The following is a 15,390-nucleotide window of genomic DNA, read 5'->3' as shown; positions in this document are numbered from 1 at the left end:
GCTACGACGCTCCCGGCGCCGTGCCTTCCCGCAGGCCGGTGACTCTCAGCGCGAAGTCGAGCTCGACCGCCATCTGGCCGATGCTCTCCTCCACGACGAACGATCCGTGCCCGGCGTCGAAGCGGTAGACCTCGTGGGGCGTGCCGAGCTCGGCGAGCCGGGAGAGGTAGTTGTCGATCTGCCGGATGGGGCAGCGCGGATCGTTCTCGCCGGCCAGCACCAGCACGGGCGCGCGGACGTCGGCGGCGTAGGTGATGGGCGAAGAGGTCCGGTACCGCTCGGGTACCTCCTCGGGAGAGCCGCCGAACATCGATCGGTCGAAGGCGCGCAGCGCCTCCATCTCGTCGGCATAGGCGGCTTCGAAGTCGGCGACGGGGACCGCCGCGATACCCGCGCTCCAGTCGCGGGGCCTGCGGCCGACCGCGAGAAGTGCGAGATAGCCGCCCCAGGATCCGCCTTCGACGATCAGCCGTTCGGGGTCGGCCAGGCCGCTTCCGACGGCCCAGTCGCGCACAGCGGTGATGTCCTCCAGCTCGGTGACGCCCACCCGGCCTTCCAGGGCGTTGCGCCAGGCGGCGCCGTATCCGGTGGAGCCCCGGTAGTTGACGCGCACCACCGCGAATCCGTGGTCGACCCACGCAGCGACGTCGGGCATGAACGCGTCGCAGTCCTGGGCCTCCGGGCCGCCGTGGACGACGAAGACGGTCGGGTGAGGGCGTTCGCCTTCCGGCAGGGAGACCAGTGCGTGGATGCTCCCGCCGGGGCCGTCCACGTGCACGTCGTGCACGGGAACCGACGGGGGAGCCGCCGGGCCGTCTGGTTCGAGCACCACGTCCCCGGAGGTCGAGCGTACGGCGGGCGGGTGCGCGGAGTCGGACCACGCGTACTCGACGGTGCCGTCGGGGCGTGCCGCAGCGGCCGAAACGACCCCGGGTGGGACGTCGAGGGCGGTGAGCGTGCCTGAAGCCAGCTCGTAGCGGTGCAGCAGCACACGGCCCCGGCTCTCCTGGGAGATCAGCAGCGCCGCGGCGTCGGGTGTCCAGTCGGCGCCCAGCTCGCCGGGCAGCCCGGTGTCGATGTCCTGCTCGGCGCCGGTCACCGGGTCCCAGAGCAGCGGGGCGCGTCGGCCGTCGCGCTCGTGCAGCACCAGCAGCCGGCGGCCGCCGGGTTCGAAGGCCACGGGGGTCAGATCCCGTCCGGGGCCGTCCCACAGGTCGGCGACGGTTTCCGCCGCGTCCGTGTCCTCTCCGCCGTCGGCGCCGGCCCCGTCCAGCACGTCCCGGTGCAGGCGCAGCACGCGCACCGCCATGTTCCGGCTGTCGCCGTGCTCGCTGTGGGCCAGCGCCAGCAGCGACCCGTCGTCGGACAGGTCGGACACCGAGCCCTCGCAGCGGTGCGCGTAGACGGTGCGGGTGCGCGCGGCCGCACCGGCGGCGCCCGCGTGTGCACTGAAGCCGGCGTCGGTCGAACGGCCCGCGACGGCGAACCCGTCCCTGCCCAGCGCCAAGCCGCCGATATAGGAGGGGCTGAGGCCGGGCAGCGGGGTCTCCGCGGTGCCCCCGGCGAACGGCTGGCGGCGCCAGACGCCGAACTCGTCGCCGTCGGTGTCGTCGAACCACCACACCCAGGTGCCCTCGGGATCGAGCGCACCGGCCCCGGTGCCGGCGGGGCGTTCGGTCAGCTGCCGCCGCCCGCCCGTCGCGCGGTCCCAGGCGTGCAGCTCCCATGTGCCGCTGATATTGCTCCGGAAAAGGGAACGGTCCGGCGCATCCTTCGCCCACGAGGGAAGGCTGACCCTGCCCGCGCGGAACCGCTCCTGCCAAGGCTCACCCATGATCTCCAGTAAAGCAGCCTGTGCGGGCCTGATGTGCGCGAATCGATCATCGAGGCGTTCGCGCGGAGGCGATCAGCGGGGCACGGCCATGTCCGCGGGCGCCATCGCGACACCGTCGGCCGTCAGCAGCCGGTCCACCAGCGCGGGGTCGTAGTCGGCCAATCCGGCCTCGTTGAGCACGACCATGTCGGTGGGGTGGGGCAGGACGTCGCGCGTGTGCCCTTGGCAGACACCGCCGATCTCCGCGGGGTCGGGGGCGAATCCCTCTGGTACTGCGCAGGGCCGCAGCGCCCGGTAGATGTGCATGCGGAACCAGAACGGCCCGCTTTCGCCGGTGCGCCCGCGGATGTCGTAGATCCCGGTGGGCGCCAGCGGTCCCAGGATCACCCCCGCCTCTTCGGCGGCCTCGCGGCGCGCGGCCTGCTCGGCGCTCTCGCCCTCCCGGACGCGTCCGCCCGGCAGCAGCCAGTGGCCCGCGAACACGCCCCGGTTCTGCAGCACGAAGGTCAGGGTGCGATCGGGCCCGGGTGCGATGGCCGCGGCGGTCAGCAGCGGGGCGGGGGCGCCTGAAGGGCGGGCGGGGGTCGTCATGCGGGGGATCTCCTGGACGTCGCTGGGGGACGGCTGAGGCCGAGTGCGGAGCCCAGCTTTGCGCATGCACCGAGGCCGACGCCACCGCGGGGTCCCGCCGCGCCTATCGGGGCGGCGTCCCGCGCATGCGCAGGCACACGCGGTTCCACGTGAAACCGGCCACGCGCCTGCCGCGGTACTCCGCGGGAATCCCGTGGTCAGGGCCGCCGCACGGGGTGCGGCACCCGAAAGAAGGCGAGGCGCGGCGCCTCCTGCGAGGGAGCGGCGGGTCCGGCACACGACGGCGCCCGCCCCGCGGACGGGACGGGCGCCGCCGTGTTGCGCGAACCGGCTAGACGACGATCCGCACCGGGTTCTCCAGAACCTCGGCGAGGTCCTTGAGGAAGGCCGCTCCGACCGCGCCGTCGACCGCGCGGTGGTCCACCGACAGTTCCAGGGACATGGTGGTGCGGGCCACGACCTCGCCCTCGTGCACCACCGGCTGCCGCTTCATCGCGCCCACGGCCAGGATCGCCGCTTCCGGCGGGTTGATGACCGCCGAGAAGCTGTCCATCCCGTACATGCCGAGGTTGCTGACGCTGAAGGTGCCGCCGCTCATCTCCTGCGGCTTCAGCTTGCCGTCGCGGGCGCGCTCGGCGAGCTCGCGGCTGCGCGCGCCGACCTCGGAGAGCGGCGTCTTGTCGGCGTCGTGCAGCACCGGGACGATCAGTCCGGCCTCCACGGCCACCGCGACGCCCACGTTGATGCGGCCGTGCTGCAGCAGCTTCTCGTCCACCCACGACCGGTTGACCTCGGGGTGGGTCCGCAGTGTCGTGGCGCAGGCCTTGACGATCAGGTCGTTGAAGCTGATCTTGTCGCCGGTGCTCTCCAACTGGGCGTTGATCTGGGACCGGAACGCCTTGAGCGCCTCGGCGTCGATCGTGCGCCGCAGGTAGAAGTGCGGGGCCTCCTGCTTGCTCTGGACCAGGCGGCGTGCGATCACCTTGCGCACGTTGCTCACCTGGACCTCGGAGGAGTCCCGGCCGTCGTCGTAGGCCTGCCGGTCGGCGGCTGCCGCCGGCGCCGCCGCTTGCGGAGCCGCAGCGGCCGCCGGCGCCTCGGCCGGGCGCTGCTGGGCGGCGGCCTCGATGTCGGCGCGCACGATCCGGCCCTTGGGCCCGGAACCGCTGATGGACGCGATGTCCACGCCGTACTCGCGGGCGAGGCGGCGCGCCAGCGGGGAACTGCGCGGGCGCGTGCCCTCCTCGCCGCCGGAGCCGCTGGCGTCGGAGCCGGACGCGGCGGGCTGCGGCGCCTGCGCCGGCTCCCCGGCCCCCTCCTGCGACCGGCCGTCCTCGGCGGGCCCCGGCTCGGCGGGTGCCGCCGCTCCCCCGGAGGAGGGCTCCTCGGGAACCGCGTCGGGCGTGTCGCCGAGGTAGCCGATCACCTCGCCGATCGGGACCGTGTCTCCCTCGGAGACCGTCTGTTTGACGAGGTAGCCGTCCTCATAGGCCTCGTACTCCATGACGGCCTTGTCGGTCTCGATCTCGACCAGCACGTCGCCCGAGGCGACCTCCTCGCCGACGTTCTTGACCCAGGAGCTGATGACGCCTTCCTCCATGGTGTCGGAGAGGCGCGGCATGTAGATCTCTGACATCGTGTGGTTCCCCTTCACCCGACTCGCTTGCCCACAGCGCTCAAGGTCTCCTTGACGGCGGTGGTGATCGACTCGGTCGACGGCAGCGCCGCGTTCTCCAGCGGCTTGGCGTAGGGGAGGGGCACCTCGGCCATGGCCACCCGGCGCACCGGGGCGTCGAGGTAGTCGAAGGCGCCCTCCTGGATGGATGCGGCGACCTCGGCGCCGATGCCGTAGGTCAGCCAGTCGTCCTCGGCGATCACCGCGCACCCGGTCTTGCGGACCGAGTCCACGACGGTCTGCCGGTCGAGGGGGCGCAGACTGCGCAGGTCGACGACCTCCACGCTGACGTCCTGCTCGGCCAGCTCCTCGGCGACCCGCAGACTCATGGCGGCCATGCGCGAGTACCCGATGAGGGTGATGTCGCTGCCTTCGCGGGTGACGGCGGCGCGGCCGATTTCGGCGACCGATTCGTCGCCGTCGGGAACCTCGCCCTTGGAGTTGTACAGACCCAGGTTCTCCAGCAGCATCACCGGGTCGTCGTCGCGGACGGCGGCGCGCAGCATCGCGGCGGCGTCGGCGGGAGAGCTGGGGGCGAGGACCTTCAGCCCGGGGACGAAAGCGTAGAAGAGCTCGATGTTCTGGGAGTGCGTGGCGCCGAGCTGCTGCCCGCCGCCGCCCGGCGTGCGGATCACCATCGGCACGCTGGTCTGGCCGCCGAACATCCCGTAGACCTTGGCGGCGTGGTTGATGATCTGGTCGACGGCGATCAGCGAGAAGTTGATCGTCATCAGCTCGACGACGGGGCGCAGCCCCATCATCGCCGTTCCCACGGCGGCGCCGACGAAGCCCTCTTCCGAGATCGGGGTGTCGCGCACCCGCTGCTCGCCGAATTCGTTCAGCAGCCCTTCGGTGATCTTGTAGGAGCCCTCGAAGAGCCCGATCTCCTCGCCGAGAAGCAGCACGTCGTCGTCGCGGAGCATCTCCGCCCGCAGCGTGTCGCGCAGGGCTTGGCGGTAAGTGATCACAGACATGTACCCGCTCCTTGAGGTCTATTCGGCGAACACCGGGTCGGCGGGCATGCGGCGCGACTCGTTCGCCACGGGGGTGGCGTAGGTGTAGTCGAACAACGTGGAGACGTCGGGGGAAGGACTGTTCTCCGCGAAGTCGGCGGCGTCGGCGACCTCCTCCTTGACCGCGTCGGAGATCTCCTTCTTCTTCTCCTCGGTCAGCACGCCGGCCTTCTCCAGATGCTGCTCGAACGCGGCGACGGGGTCGTTGGCGCGGGCCTCGGCCACCTGCTCCTCGGTGCGGTACTTGGCGGGGTCGACCACCGAGTGCCCCTTGAGGCGGTGGCTCGTGCACTCCAGGATGTAGGGCCGCTGCTCGGAGCGGGCCTTCTCGACGACGTCGGCGGCGGCGTCGCGCACCGCGAGCACGTCGCGGCCGTCGACGCGCACGCCCTCGATGCGGAAGGCCGAACCCCGCTTGTACAGGTCGGGTTCGGCCGAGGAAGCGTCGACCGAGGTGCCCATGCCGGTGAAGTTGTTCACGATGGTGTAGACGATGGGCAGGTTCCACAGCGACGCGAGGTTGAGGGACTCGTGCCAGGCGCCGATGTTCGTGGTGCCGTCGCCCATCTGGCACATGACGACCTCGTCGCCGCCGCGGTAGGTCACGGCGAGCGCGGCGCCGGTGGCCAGAGGCAACTGGCCGCCGACGATGCCGTAGCCGCCCAGCATGCGGGCTTCGGTGTCGTACATGTGCATGGAGCCGCCCCAGCCTTTGGCGACGCCGTCGCTGCGGCCGTAGAGCTCGGCCATGACCCGCCGCGGGCTCATGCCCTTGAGGATCGCGTAGCCGTGGTCCCGGTAGTTGGTGTAGAGGTAGTCGCGCTCTCGGAGGGCGTCCATGAGCCCGACGACCGTGGCCTCCTCGCCCAGGTTCAGGTGGCAGTAGCCGCCGATGCGGGCTTGGGTGTAGGCCTGTCCCGTGCGCTCCTCGAACCGGCGGACGAGGACCATCCGCCGGTAGTAGTCGAGTAGTACGTCGGGTTTCTCGTCGGCGACACCGGGGGTGGTGCCGCCGGCGGCCGGGGTGGTGCTGTCTTTCCGGCTCCGCCGGCGGCCTCCCGTGCTCTTAGCGGTGCCGCCGCCCTTCGCCTTGGCCGTGTCAGCCATGCTGGTGCCTTTCTACGTGCGGAGGCGGCTTTCCCGGGCCGGTGGGTCCGGGAGAGCCGCAACCCGGGATCGCGGTCGGAACCGGGGCCCGGGAGAGGGTGCGCCGACGCCGGGCTCGATCGGCGGGGCGCGCAAGTGGCTGGTAGCTGTTCGTGGCTGGACTCGCGGTCCGCCCGCCTCCCGAGTCACCCTTCCCCGGTTCCGGGCTCGGGTCACCCGTTTCGGTCGGCTCGTGTAGCTCCGTCGACCCACATAGCGTGTGACGTGTGTCGTGGCACACCCTACGTATTGATCGATGATCGATCAATACGACTTTACGGGATGCGCACGGCGAATCGGGCAGGTGGCGCGGTGCGCACCGCCGGGGTCACTGGGCGTGTCCGGACGTCTTAAGGGCGGCCTCGACGTAGTTGAGGACGTGCTCGCGCACCATCCGCCCCACGTCCGGGTCGCCTCTGCGGAACGCGTCAGTGATCTGCGCGTGGTCGACGGCCTTGGCGTGCAGCTCCATGCTGAGCCACCGCACCGACAGCCGGGTCCACACTTCCACCCCCAGCGACTCCCACGTGTGGGACAGCACACTGTTGTCGGCGGCGCGGACGATCTCGCGGTGGAACTCCACGCTGTGCTTGATCTGCTCCTCGACGTCGCCGTCGGCGGTGGCGCGCCGCAGCGACTCGACCTCGCGCTCCAGCGGACGCGGATCGGCCGACAGCCGCGGCGCCGCCAGCTCGGCCGCTACCAGCTCCAGGCCCGCGCGCACCGGGTAGATCTCGGCCATGTCGGCTACGCCGAAGTCGCGCACCCGCGCGCCCTTGTTGGGCACCGACTCGATCAGGCGCAGGTTCTCCAGTTCGCGCAGCGCCTCGCGCACGGGCGCCTGGCTGACGTTGAACTCGCTCGCCACGCGGCGCTCGACGATGCGCTCGCCCGGTTGCCAGCGGCCCGACAGCAGCCCGTCCACCAGCATGCGCCGGATCTGTTCCCGCAACGGGTTCCGGGCCAAGCGGGCGGGGTCCTCCGGCCACTGGGGGAGGTCGACCATCAACGGCCTTTCTGCTCAGAGCCCCGGGCAGGGCGTCGCGCGATCGAACGTCGTCGGGGGGGATGCCACCACGAAGCGTGCCATACGCGGCGCCGCCGACACCCCTGCCGGGCTCCCCTCCGCAGCGCGACCGCCGCCGGTCGGCAGCGGGGTGAACAGTGTCGGGGAGTGTGCTGACGATCGGGTGAATCCCGAGGTCGTCGGCGCGGCGCTGTGCGAATGTCAGTGCCGCGCCAGGTGGCGGGACGCTATGCTCGGCGGTCGGAAATGTTCCTCGACTGCTGGGTAGCGTGACCGTGTGCACCGATCCTGCGGTGCGGCCGTCCCGATCCCGGGGAGGCCTCGACCATCGCGTCCCCGACGCCCCAGCGCCTACGTTCCCTGCCCGATCCAGACCGAGCGGCGAGCCCGTCCCCCGACGCACGAACGTGCCGCAGGCCAGCCCACGAATCGTGAGACAGCACTGAGCACATGATGCATACATTGCGGATCCGGCCGAACCCGCCGCTGAACGCCGGGATATCCAGGCCCCTGTCGTGGGCCGCCCGACGTCCGCCCGGAACCGGGTCCCGGGCCTCCGACGGCGGTGCCGTGTCCAGGCGTCGCCCCGGGGATCCCCGCGGCGCCTGGCCGAGCGTCAGCGAGATCGCATGGGGGCTGGCCTCCGACAAGGCGGCGATCATGCTCGCTGTGGCACTGATCATCATGACCGTTCTCTCAGCCGGCCCGCTCCACCCTATCGACAATCTGATCAACAACGCACCTCGGCCGTTCTGGCACGAGCTGCGGATGCCGCTCATCCTCGGGCCCGACACCGTCGCCTCGCGTTTCGTCGCGCTTCCGGTACTGGGAGTGACCTGCCTGCAGCTGGCCTACTGGCACCGCTCCTGGCGGCCGATCATCCTGGGCGCCGTCGGCCCCTTCAGCATGGTGTGCCTGGTGGCGTCGATGAAACTGCTGTTCATGCGCAGCCACCCGCGCACCGGCGACCCGTCGTTCTTCGACGATTCCGGGGTCTCCTTCCCCTCCGGGCACGGCGCCAACGCCATCCTGATCTACGGCCTGGTGCTGTTCTTGATCATCCGCTACCGGGCTGCGCGGCCGAACATCGTGCGCCGGCTGGGGTACTGCATCGTGGGCATCGCGGTGCTGCAGGCGATGGTGTCGGTATACCTGCATTTCCACTGGTTCACCGACCTGATGACCGGAATGGTCGCCGGCGGTCTCGCCCTGGTGCTGACCATCCGGCTGGACCGGCTGATCCCCGAAGGGCGCACGGTCTACTGGTGGCCCTGGTACGGGCGCAGCCGGTGGAACGGAGAAGGCCGTTCCGCCGCGGGGGGGTCGGGCGAGGACACCGGCGCCTCGGCCGGGAGCGGCTGACCGCTGCGGCTCCCCGGGGCCGAGGGCGCGCATCGGCCGCCCGGTCGCGGCGGCGCGCCGGATCAGCTGCCGTCGCGCACGTCGGCGAGGCGTTCGGCGGAGTAGGCGATCTCTTCGAAGCGGGCGGTGGCGCCCGAACCGGTGGGGCTCTGGACGCTGAAGCCGACCTCGGCCGACTCGCACAGGGCGAAATAGCGGATCAGTTCCCAGGGGCCTTCGCCGACCCGCGCGTGGAAGGCGTAGGCGGAGCCGAGCCGGCTGACACGCAGCCGCACGTCCTCCGAGCGCGGATCGACCGCGAAGGAGGTGCAGTCGTCGCTGACCCCGCGGTTGACCACCGAGACGATCGTGGGCCGGCCCTGCGGGGACGACTCCAGACACAGTTTCGCCCAGGCGTCGGGGGAGGCGTAGACGAGTAGCACCGCGGCGTCGAATGCGGCGGACATTCCGGCACGCACCAGCGCGCTGACACGGAAGTCGCCGTCGAGACCGCCCACGAGCGCAGGAGCGGTGTCGCGGCGCGCGCCGTCGGCGGGATCGACGAACAGGTCGGTCCCTGCGGCGGCTCCCACCACCAGCCGGTCGTATCCGTCGGCCTCGCAGGGCTCAGGGGCGTTGAGCCGGCGCAGCGGGACCGGGAAGGCGGGGATCACGACGGAGTCGGACATGAGGGCTCCAAGGGGCACGTGTCGCGGGTGCATCACGCGGCAGCGGAAGGGGCGGGGCGGGCCCGCGTCGCGTCGGCGAATTCGCCGGGTTCTTCCGGGAACGTACTGGCGGCCGATCGAATACGGCAAGGGACTGTCGACGGTTGTGCACGGCGGTTCCGAACATTTATGGGAGCGCTCCCGAGTGTTTCCCGCATTCCCCCTGGGAGCACGCGTATGCCCAGTACAACAGGCGCTCCGGTGCCCGGTCCACCCGGTTCGCGGCGTGCGGGAGATCACCGGAACTCCGCCGGATCGGGCGAGCGCCTATGCTGATCCTCGGGTCCGCCGGTTCCGGTGGGCGGGATTCAGCGGTCGGCGGCGGACGAAGAAGGGGAGTTCAGGTGGAACGCGATCCCGGCGGTGCGGAATCGGGACCGGCGCAGGACGCCCTCGGCGGTCCCATGCGCGATCGGTTGCGGAGGATCCCGGTGTTCGCCGGCGCGATCCCCTCGTTCGACCCCGACTCGGCTCCCGAGGACCCGGTCGAGCTGTTCGCGCAGTGGCTCGACCACGCTGTGGACGCCGGCGTTCCCGAGCCGCACGTGATGAACCTGGCGACCGCCGACGCGGCCGACCGGGTCGACTCGCGCTTCCTGATCCTCAAAGACGTCGGACCGCACGGGTGGTCCTTCGCCACCAGTGCGCAAAGCCCCAAGGGGCGCGATCTGAAGGACAACGCCCGCGCAGCCCTCTCCTGCTACTGGCCGCCTGTGGGGCGCCAGGTCCGCATCACCGGCACCGCGGCACCGGAGAGCTCGCGCACCAGCGCCGCCGACTTCCTGGCCCGCTCACCCGACGCCCGCGCCGAAGCGCTGGTAGGCGGGCAGAGCGCCCCGATGGACTCGGTCGCCCGCCACGAGCGCGAGCTGGCCGAGGCCCGCGCCCGCCTCGCCGCCGACCCCGAGCTCGTCGCCCCCGAGTGGACGCTTTACACGCTGCGCCCCGACTATGTGGAGTTCTGGCAGGGCGCCAAGGACCGCAACCACATCCGGCTGCGCTACACGGCCACCTCCGCCGGCGCCTGGGAGCGCACCCTGCTGCGCCCGTGAGGCCGACCGGCGGGGCGCGGCGGCCCGCCCGGATCCGGCGTGGCACCGACGCCCGCGCGACGGCGCGTGTTCGGCTGGAGAGAACGCGCAGGTCGGGGCGCCCGACCTCGCGGCGCCGGGCGCCGCCCGACCCGGCTCGGGCGGGGGAGCGGCTCCCACGCCAGGGAGGCAGCACATGCCGATCACCGACACCCTGTTCGACGACTTCATCCACGTCCGACCGCGATTGACCATCCTGGTCAGGCTCGCGCGCGGGGGCTGGGTCGAGTTCACTCAGGTGCGCCAGAGTGTCGGGTGCAGCGATTCGGCGTTGTCCAAGCAGGTCAGCGCGCTGCAGGAGGCCGGCTACACCGAGGTGTGCAAGATGACCGAGCGCCGGCGCCGCCGCACGTGGATCCGGCTGACGGAACAGGGCCGGTCCGCCTTGCTGCGCCATCTGGACGCGTTGGAGCGCCTCGCAGCTCAGGTTCGCGGCCCGGTGTCGCACCGCCGACCGTGAACCACCGGTGAGGCGTTTTCCGGTCGATCGCTTAGCCCGGAATGTGGTCGGCCTGTATTGCGACAGTGGGTTCGAAAGTATCGGATAGCGATCGCATTCACGTCTCACGTTCCCGTGATCGCTGCGTGGTGCGATCGCGAGTACGTGGGTAAAGGTCTGCACGTGTGCACGGTTTCGGTTCGTCCCAATAGGGGGTCGACGATCCGATAGTTTCGAATTCACAGTCGAGACATAGCGAAGTTCCTGGTGTGCGGCTCGCGTGAATTGCGGGGTCAGATTGGTCCGGAATCTCTTCTTTTCGAGCCTTCAGAACCGGTGTTACGTTCATCACGCTCATGAGCGGGGGAGCTCCCACCTTCGGATTCCATCGGACTCGCGCACCTGGAGGTGCCTGACGTGAGACTCGACAGACACGGGGGTCACGAGACCCCGCGCCGCACCCGTGCGGGCAGCGCCCGGCGGGTCACCGGCGCGGCGCTCGCGGCGTTCCTGGGGGCGGCGGTTCTGGCGCCGGCCGCGCCGGCGGCCGCCGATTCCCCGCTCCGGGACCACGCCGCTCAGCAGGGCTTCGAGATCGGAGCGGCGCTGGCCTCGGACCATCTGCAAAACGACAGCCAGTACGCCGATCTGGCGGGCTCGGAGTTCAACGCCGCCACGCCCGAGAACTCCATGAAGTGGGAGTCCACCGAGCCGTCCCGCGGCCAGTTCGACTTCGGCAACGCCGACACCTTCATGGACTTCGCCCAGCAGAACGACCAGAAGGTGCGCGGGCACACGCTGGTGTGGCACAGCCAGCTCCCCTCGTGGGTGGAGAACGGCAACTTCAGCCAGAGTGAGCTGCGCTCGGTGATGGAGAACCACATCGACGAGGTGGCAGGCCGCTACGCCGGCGATATCGCCTACTGGGACGTCGCCAACGAGATCTTCATGGGCGACGGCTCGTGGCGGAACTCGGTCTTCTACGACACCCTCGGCCCCGACTTCGTGGCCGACGCGCTGCGCATGACCGCCGAAGCCGACCCCAACGCCGAGCTGTGGCTGAACGACTACAGCATCGACGGGATCAACGCCAAGAGCGACGCCTACTACAACCTGATCCAGGACCTGCAGTCCCAGGGTGTCCCGATCGACGGCATCGGCCTGCAGGCGCACCTGATCAACGGTCAGGTTCCGGGCGACCTGCAGCAGAACATCCAGCGCTTCGCCGACCTCGGCATCGAGGTGGCCATCACCGAGCTGGACGTGCGCATCGACATGCCGGCCGACCAGAGCGACCTGGAGCAGCAGGCGCAGGACTACCGCACCGTCATGGACGCCTGCGGCGCGGTCGACGGCTGTGTCGCCGTGACCGTCTGGGGTGTCTCCGACCAGTACTCCTGGGTCCCCGACACCTTCGACGGCCAGGGCGCCCCGCTGCTGTTCGACGACAACTACCAGCGCAAGCCCGCCTACGACGCCGTCCACGAGGCGCTCGGCGGATCCACCGGCGGAGAGGACCCGGGTGACGAGGACCCGGGTGACGAGGACCCGCCGCCCTCCTCCGGGCCGTGCGACGTGTCCTACAGCGTCGCCAACGAGTGGGGATCCGGTTTCACCGGCCAGATCACCGTGACCAACGACGGCGGCTCCGCGCTGAACGGCTGGGACCTGGAGTTCGACTTCCCCGGCGGGCAGCAGATCACCAACGGCTGGAGCGCCGACTGGTCGCAGTCCGGCTCCACCGTGACGGCCTCGAACACGGACTGGAACGGCAGCCTACCGGCCGGGGAGTCGGTGAGCATCGGCTTCAACGCCGACCACAGCGGCAGCAGCGCCGAGCCGGACTCCTTCACCCTCAACGGGGAATCCTGCTCGGTCTCCTAGCCCCGACCCCGCCCGGGCCACGCCGGTACCGGCAGTGACCGGTGCCGGGGCCGGGCACGGAGACCACCGGATCGGCCGGTCCGCATCCCCCATTCCGGCCGACCCGGGAGAGGCCCCCGCCGCCCTGCGGCGGGGGCCGACTCGCGGTTCCCGAGCTGCCTCCGCGGCGTGCGCGGCGCGTGCGCAACCGCGGTCACGTCTGCCGAATCTGTCGGATTCGCCGGTTTTCCGGTGAACCGCGGCTCCGGAACGGTCGTCACACGGGGCAGTGCGGCACCGGAACGCGACCGGTGCCCCGACGATCGCAACAGGAAGGCAGTCTGCACGTGCGACCGCTCTACCGAGCCCTCATCCCCTTCGCATTGGTCCTCGCCGCCGGAACCGGCTGTTCCGCCGGCGAATCGGCCGAAACGAGCAGTGCCGAACAGCCGTCGCCGACCGCGCAGCCGAGTTCCGGCCCGGGGGCCGAAGAGGCCGCCGCGGAGACGGCCCGGACGTATGTCGCCGCCATGGAGGCAGGCGACGGCGAAGCCGGGTGCGGCGTCGTCTCCGCCGAGATGCGGGCGGCCCTCGCGGATCTGGCCGCACAAGAGGAGGGGCGGGATTCCTGCGCCGCCGGTTTCGCGGCCTTCGCCGCCGACCGGGCCCACGTGGGCGGCATGGAGGTCGGCGAGGTGACGGTTCCGGTCGACGGCGAGACCCCGCGCGACGCGCCCGCCGCCCACGCCGAAATCGTCTATCCCGAGGGTGTGGACAACGAAACGGGGATGAAGGCGGACGGTTTCGTCTTCTACCACGTCGACGGGGCCTGGGTGGTGGACATGGACGTGCGCTGACGCCGGATTCCCGGCTCGCTCCACTGCCGCCGCGCGCCGCTTCCGGCGACGTCCGCGCACATGTCCGCACGGACGGTGGTTAGGCGGTAGGTGACCCGCTGCCCGGGCGCTGGGCCCGCGCCGCTGCGCTCGCAGAGCGGAGCGGCACGGGGCGGGAACGGAACGGAATCGGGTTGGGCATGGGATCAGACGACAGCGAGCGGGCGAAGACGAAGGCGAGGACCACGGTCGGCGTCGTGTCCATTCCGGCTATCGGCGGCGCTGGGCCGCAACGTGCGCGGCGTCGTCGCCCAGCTCATCGCGGACATGCTCACGTCCGACGTCCGCGTCAGGATGCGCGGCCGTCCCGTACCCAAGGGGCGCCGCCTGCCCGCCCTGTCGCGCCGCTTCCGCCGCATCGCACCCGAGTAGCCCGGCATCGATACGCGCATTCTGGCCTCCCGCGGCAGGGCGCGGCTGCTGGTGGGCATGGTGCGCAACAACCGGCCCTGGCAACTGGTGTTCGGCCTGACCGGGCCGCTGGTGGGCGCCTTCGCTCAGCGCGTTCGACACGATCGCCACCACGGTGTGGGAGCTGGCGACGACCGTGGGCGCGTCCCGGCTGGCCGCGGCCGTGGTCGGATCGATACTGGTCATGCTGGTGTCGCTGATCGTGTACCACAGCCTGTGGGAGCCGACCCGGGGCCGGCGGCGGCGATCCCGACGGCTCCGACGACCTGTAGGCGCCCCCGTCAGCGCCCCGGCGCGCGTGTCCCGGCCGGTGCCCCTCCTGCGGCGCCCGGCGGTTGCGCTCCGGTACGGCGGTGGTGCTGGGCCAGCGCGGCGCCGGCGATGACGACCAGGGCACCGACCGGCTGGTTCCAGGCCAGGTGCTCGCCCATCAGGAGGACGCCCGCTCCGATGGCGACGATCGGCGCCAGGTAGGTGACGGTGGAAGCCACCGTCACCCCCGCCTCGCGGATGACGCCGTACTGCAGCAGGAACGCGGCCCCGGTACCGAACACGCCCAGAGCCGTGACTGCGGCGACGGCGTGCGGGGGCAGTTCCTGCGGGGCGTCGGTGAACACCAGCGCGACGACCGCGATCTGCACGGTCCCCGTCAGCAACTGCGCGGTGACCAGTTCCAGCGACGAGTACCCGCTGCCCGCGACGAAGCGCCGCAGGTAGGGGGTGCCGATCCCGTAGCCGACGGTGGCGCCCAGCGCCATGAGCAGACCGGCCGCGCTCGCCCCCGCGAAGCCGGTCCAGACGCCGAAGACGACGAGTACGCCGAGGAAGCCGACGAGCAGTCCTGCCGTGCGGGTGCGTGTCGGGCGCTCGTCCGGCAGCAGCAGGAGTGAGAACAGTACGACGAACAGCGGTGTGGCCGCGTTGACGATTCCGCTGACCGCCGACGGGATCAGCTGCCCGGCGTAGCCGTAGAACGTGAACGGCACCAGGTTGACGATGAAGGCGGTCACCGAAAGGTGGAACCAGATCCGCGCGCCGCGCGGTAGGCGGCTGCCGCTCAACAGCAGGAAGCCGGCGAGCGGGACGACGCCGGTGAGCATGCGGCCCAGCGTGATCTGGACGGGCTCCAGGTACTGCCCGGAGATGCCGATGAACATGAAGCTGGTGCCCCAGACCAGCGCGAGCAGCAGGAACTTCAGCCGCCAGTCGACCGCGGCCCGCGGCGCCGTGCCCCCGGCGGACGGCTCCGGCGCCGTGCCGATCGGATCGGAGGGCGGGGCGGGGGATGCGGCGGTTCCGGTGGAGTCGCGCCGGGACGGATCGAGGCTCATGCCT

At 71.2% G+C, this 15,390-nt stretch carries 14 protein-coding genes; 5 read left to right on the top strand and 9 right to left on the bottom strand.

The genetic code is table 11. From position 1 onward, the window contains the following. Window position 1: 1 nt before the first annotated feature. From HNR25_RS11960 to HNR25_RS11935, 6 genes are all read right to left on the bottom strand, one after another. Window positions 2-1,834, bottom strand: a complete 1,833-nt coding sequence (locus HNR25_RS11960; protein WP_184635061.1) for a S9 family peptidase — start codon at window positions 1,832-1,834, stop codon at window positions 2-4. A 72-nt stretch (window positions 1,835-1,906) separates the two neighbouring features. Then, window positions 1,907-2,425 carry an NUDIX domain-containing protein gene (locus HNR25_RS11955; protein WP_184635059.1) on the bottom strand — a complete coding sequence of 173 codons (519 nt, stop codon included), beginning with the start codon at window positions 2,423-2,425 and terminating at the stop codon, window positions 1,907-1,909. A gap of 331 nt (window positions 2,426-2,756) precedes the next feature. Continuing rightward, window positions 2,757-4,061: a dihydrolipoamide acetyltransferase family protein gene (locus tag HNR25_RS11950; RefSeq protein WP_184635057.1), complete on the bottom strand. Its 1,305-nt coding sequence runs from the start codon at window positions 4,059-4,061 to the stop codon at window positions 2,757-2,759. A gap of 14 nt (window positions 4,062-4,075) precedes the next feature. Then, a complete protein-coding gene (locus HNR25_RS11945; protein WP_184635055.1) occupies window positions 4,076-5,074 on the bottom strand; it encodes an alpha-ketoacid dehydrogenase subunit beta in 999 nt (332 codons plus the stop codon). A gap of 18 nt (window positions 5,075-5,092) precedes the next feature. Then, on the bottom strand, window positions 5,093-6,220 hold the full coding sequence (gene pdhA, locus HNR25_RS11940; protein ID WP_184635053.1) for a pyruvate dehydrogenase (acetyl-transferring) E1 component subunit alpha: 1,128 nt from the start codon (window positions 6,218-6,220) through the stop codon (window positions 5,093-5,095). Between the two features lie 367 nt (window positions 6,221-6,587). Next, window positions 6,588-7,265 (bottom strand): GntR family transcriptional regulator, encoded by a 678-nt coding sequence (locus HNR25_RS11935; RefSeq protein WP_184635051.1) that lies wholly within the window; start codon window positions 7,263-7,265, stop codon window positions 6,588-6,590. Window positions 7,266-7,946: 681 nt separating this feature from the next. Here HNR25_RS11935 and HNR25_RS11930 point away from each other — a divergent pair. Then, window positions 7,947-8,648, top strand: a complete 702-nt coding sequence (locus HNR25_RS11930) for a phosphatase PAP2 family protein (RefSeq protein WP_246464259.1) — start codon at window positions 7,947-7,949, stop codon at window positions 8,646-8,648. A 62-nt stretch (window positions 8,649-8,710) separates the two neighbouring features. On the opposite strand, the gene HNR25_RS11925 is transcribed toward HNR25_RS11930, so the two are convergent. After that, entirely contained in the window at window positions 8,711-9,316 is a 606-nt protein-coding gene (locus HNR25_RS11925) for a DUF1349 domain-containing protein (protein ID WP_184635049.1), read from the bottom strand. A 383-nt stretch (window positions 9,317-9,699) separates the two neighbouring features. Here HNR25_RS11925 and HNR25_RS11920 point away from each other — a divergent pair, with 383 nt between their 5' ends. The 4 genes from HNR25_RS11920 to HNR25_RS11905 all read left to right on the top strand — a co-directional run bounded on the left by HNR25_RS11920 (window position 9,700) and on the right by HNR25_RS11905 (window position 13,605). After that, window positions 9,700-10,407 (top strand): pyridoxine/pyridoxamine 5'-phosphate oxidase, encoded by a 708-nt coding sequence (locus HNR25_RS11920; RefSeq protein ID WP_312862500.1) that lies wholly within the window; start codon window positions 9,700-9,702, stop codon window positions 10,405-10,407. Window positions 10,408-10,582: 175 nt separating this feature from the next. Further along, a complete protein-coding gene (locus HNR25_RS11915; protein WP_184635047.1) occupies window positions 10,583-10,906 on the top strand; it encodes a transcriptional regulator in 324 nt (107 codons plus the stop codon). A gap of 396 nt (window positions 10,907-11,302) precedes the next feature. Next, entirely contained in the window at window positions 11,303-12,769 is a 1,467-nt protein-coding gene (locus HNR25_RS11910; protein ID WP_184635045.1) for an endo-1,4-beta-xylanase, read from the top strand. 326 nt (window positions 12,770-13,095) lie between these two features. After that, the gene (locus tag HNR25_RS11905; RefSeq protein ID WP_184635043.1) at window positions 13,096-13,605 is read left to right on the top strand and encodes a hypothetical protein; all 510 of its coding nucleotides are present in this window, start codon (window positions 13,096-13,098) and stop codon (window positions 13,603-13,605) included. Window positions 13,606-13,854: 249 nt separating this feature from the next. Here the strand turns inward: HNR25_RS11905 and HNR25_RS11900 are convergent, their stop codons facing one another. Both HNR25_RS11900 and HNR25_RS11895 read right to left on the bottom strand, forming a co-directional pair. Then, window positions 13,855-14,241, bottom strand: coding sequence for a hypothetical protein (locus tag HNR25_RS11900; protein ID WP_184635041.1), 387 nt, complete (start codon window positions 14,239-14,241; stop codon window positions 13,855-13,857). A 95-nt stretch (window positions 14,242-14,336) separates the two neighbouring features. Then, the gene (locus tag HNR25_RS11895; RefSeq protein ID WP_184635039.1) at window positions 14,337-15,386 is read right to left on the bottom strand and encodes a DMT family transporter; all 1,050 of its coding nucleotides are present in this window, start codon (window positions 15,384-15,386) and stop codon (window positions 14,337-14,339) included. Window positions 15,387-15,390 lie beyond the last annotated feature (4 nt).

This window comes from Streptomonospora salina, assembly GCF_014204715.1.
Classification (GTDB): domain Bacteria; phylum Actinomycetota; class Actinomycetes; order Streptosporangiales; family Streptosporangiaceae; genus Streptomonospora; species Streptomonospora salina.
This window is presented reverse-complemented; position numbering and strand designations above follow the sequence as displayed.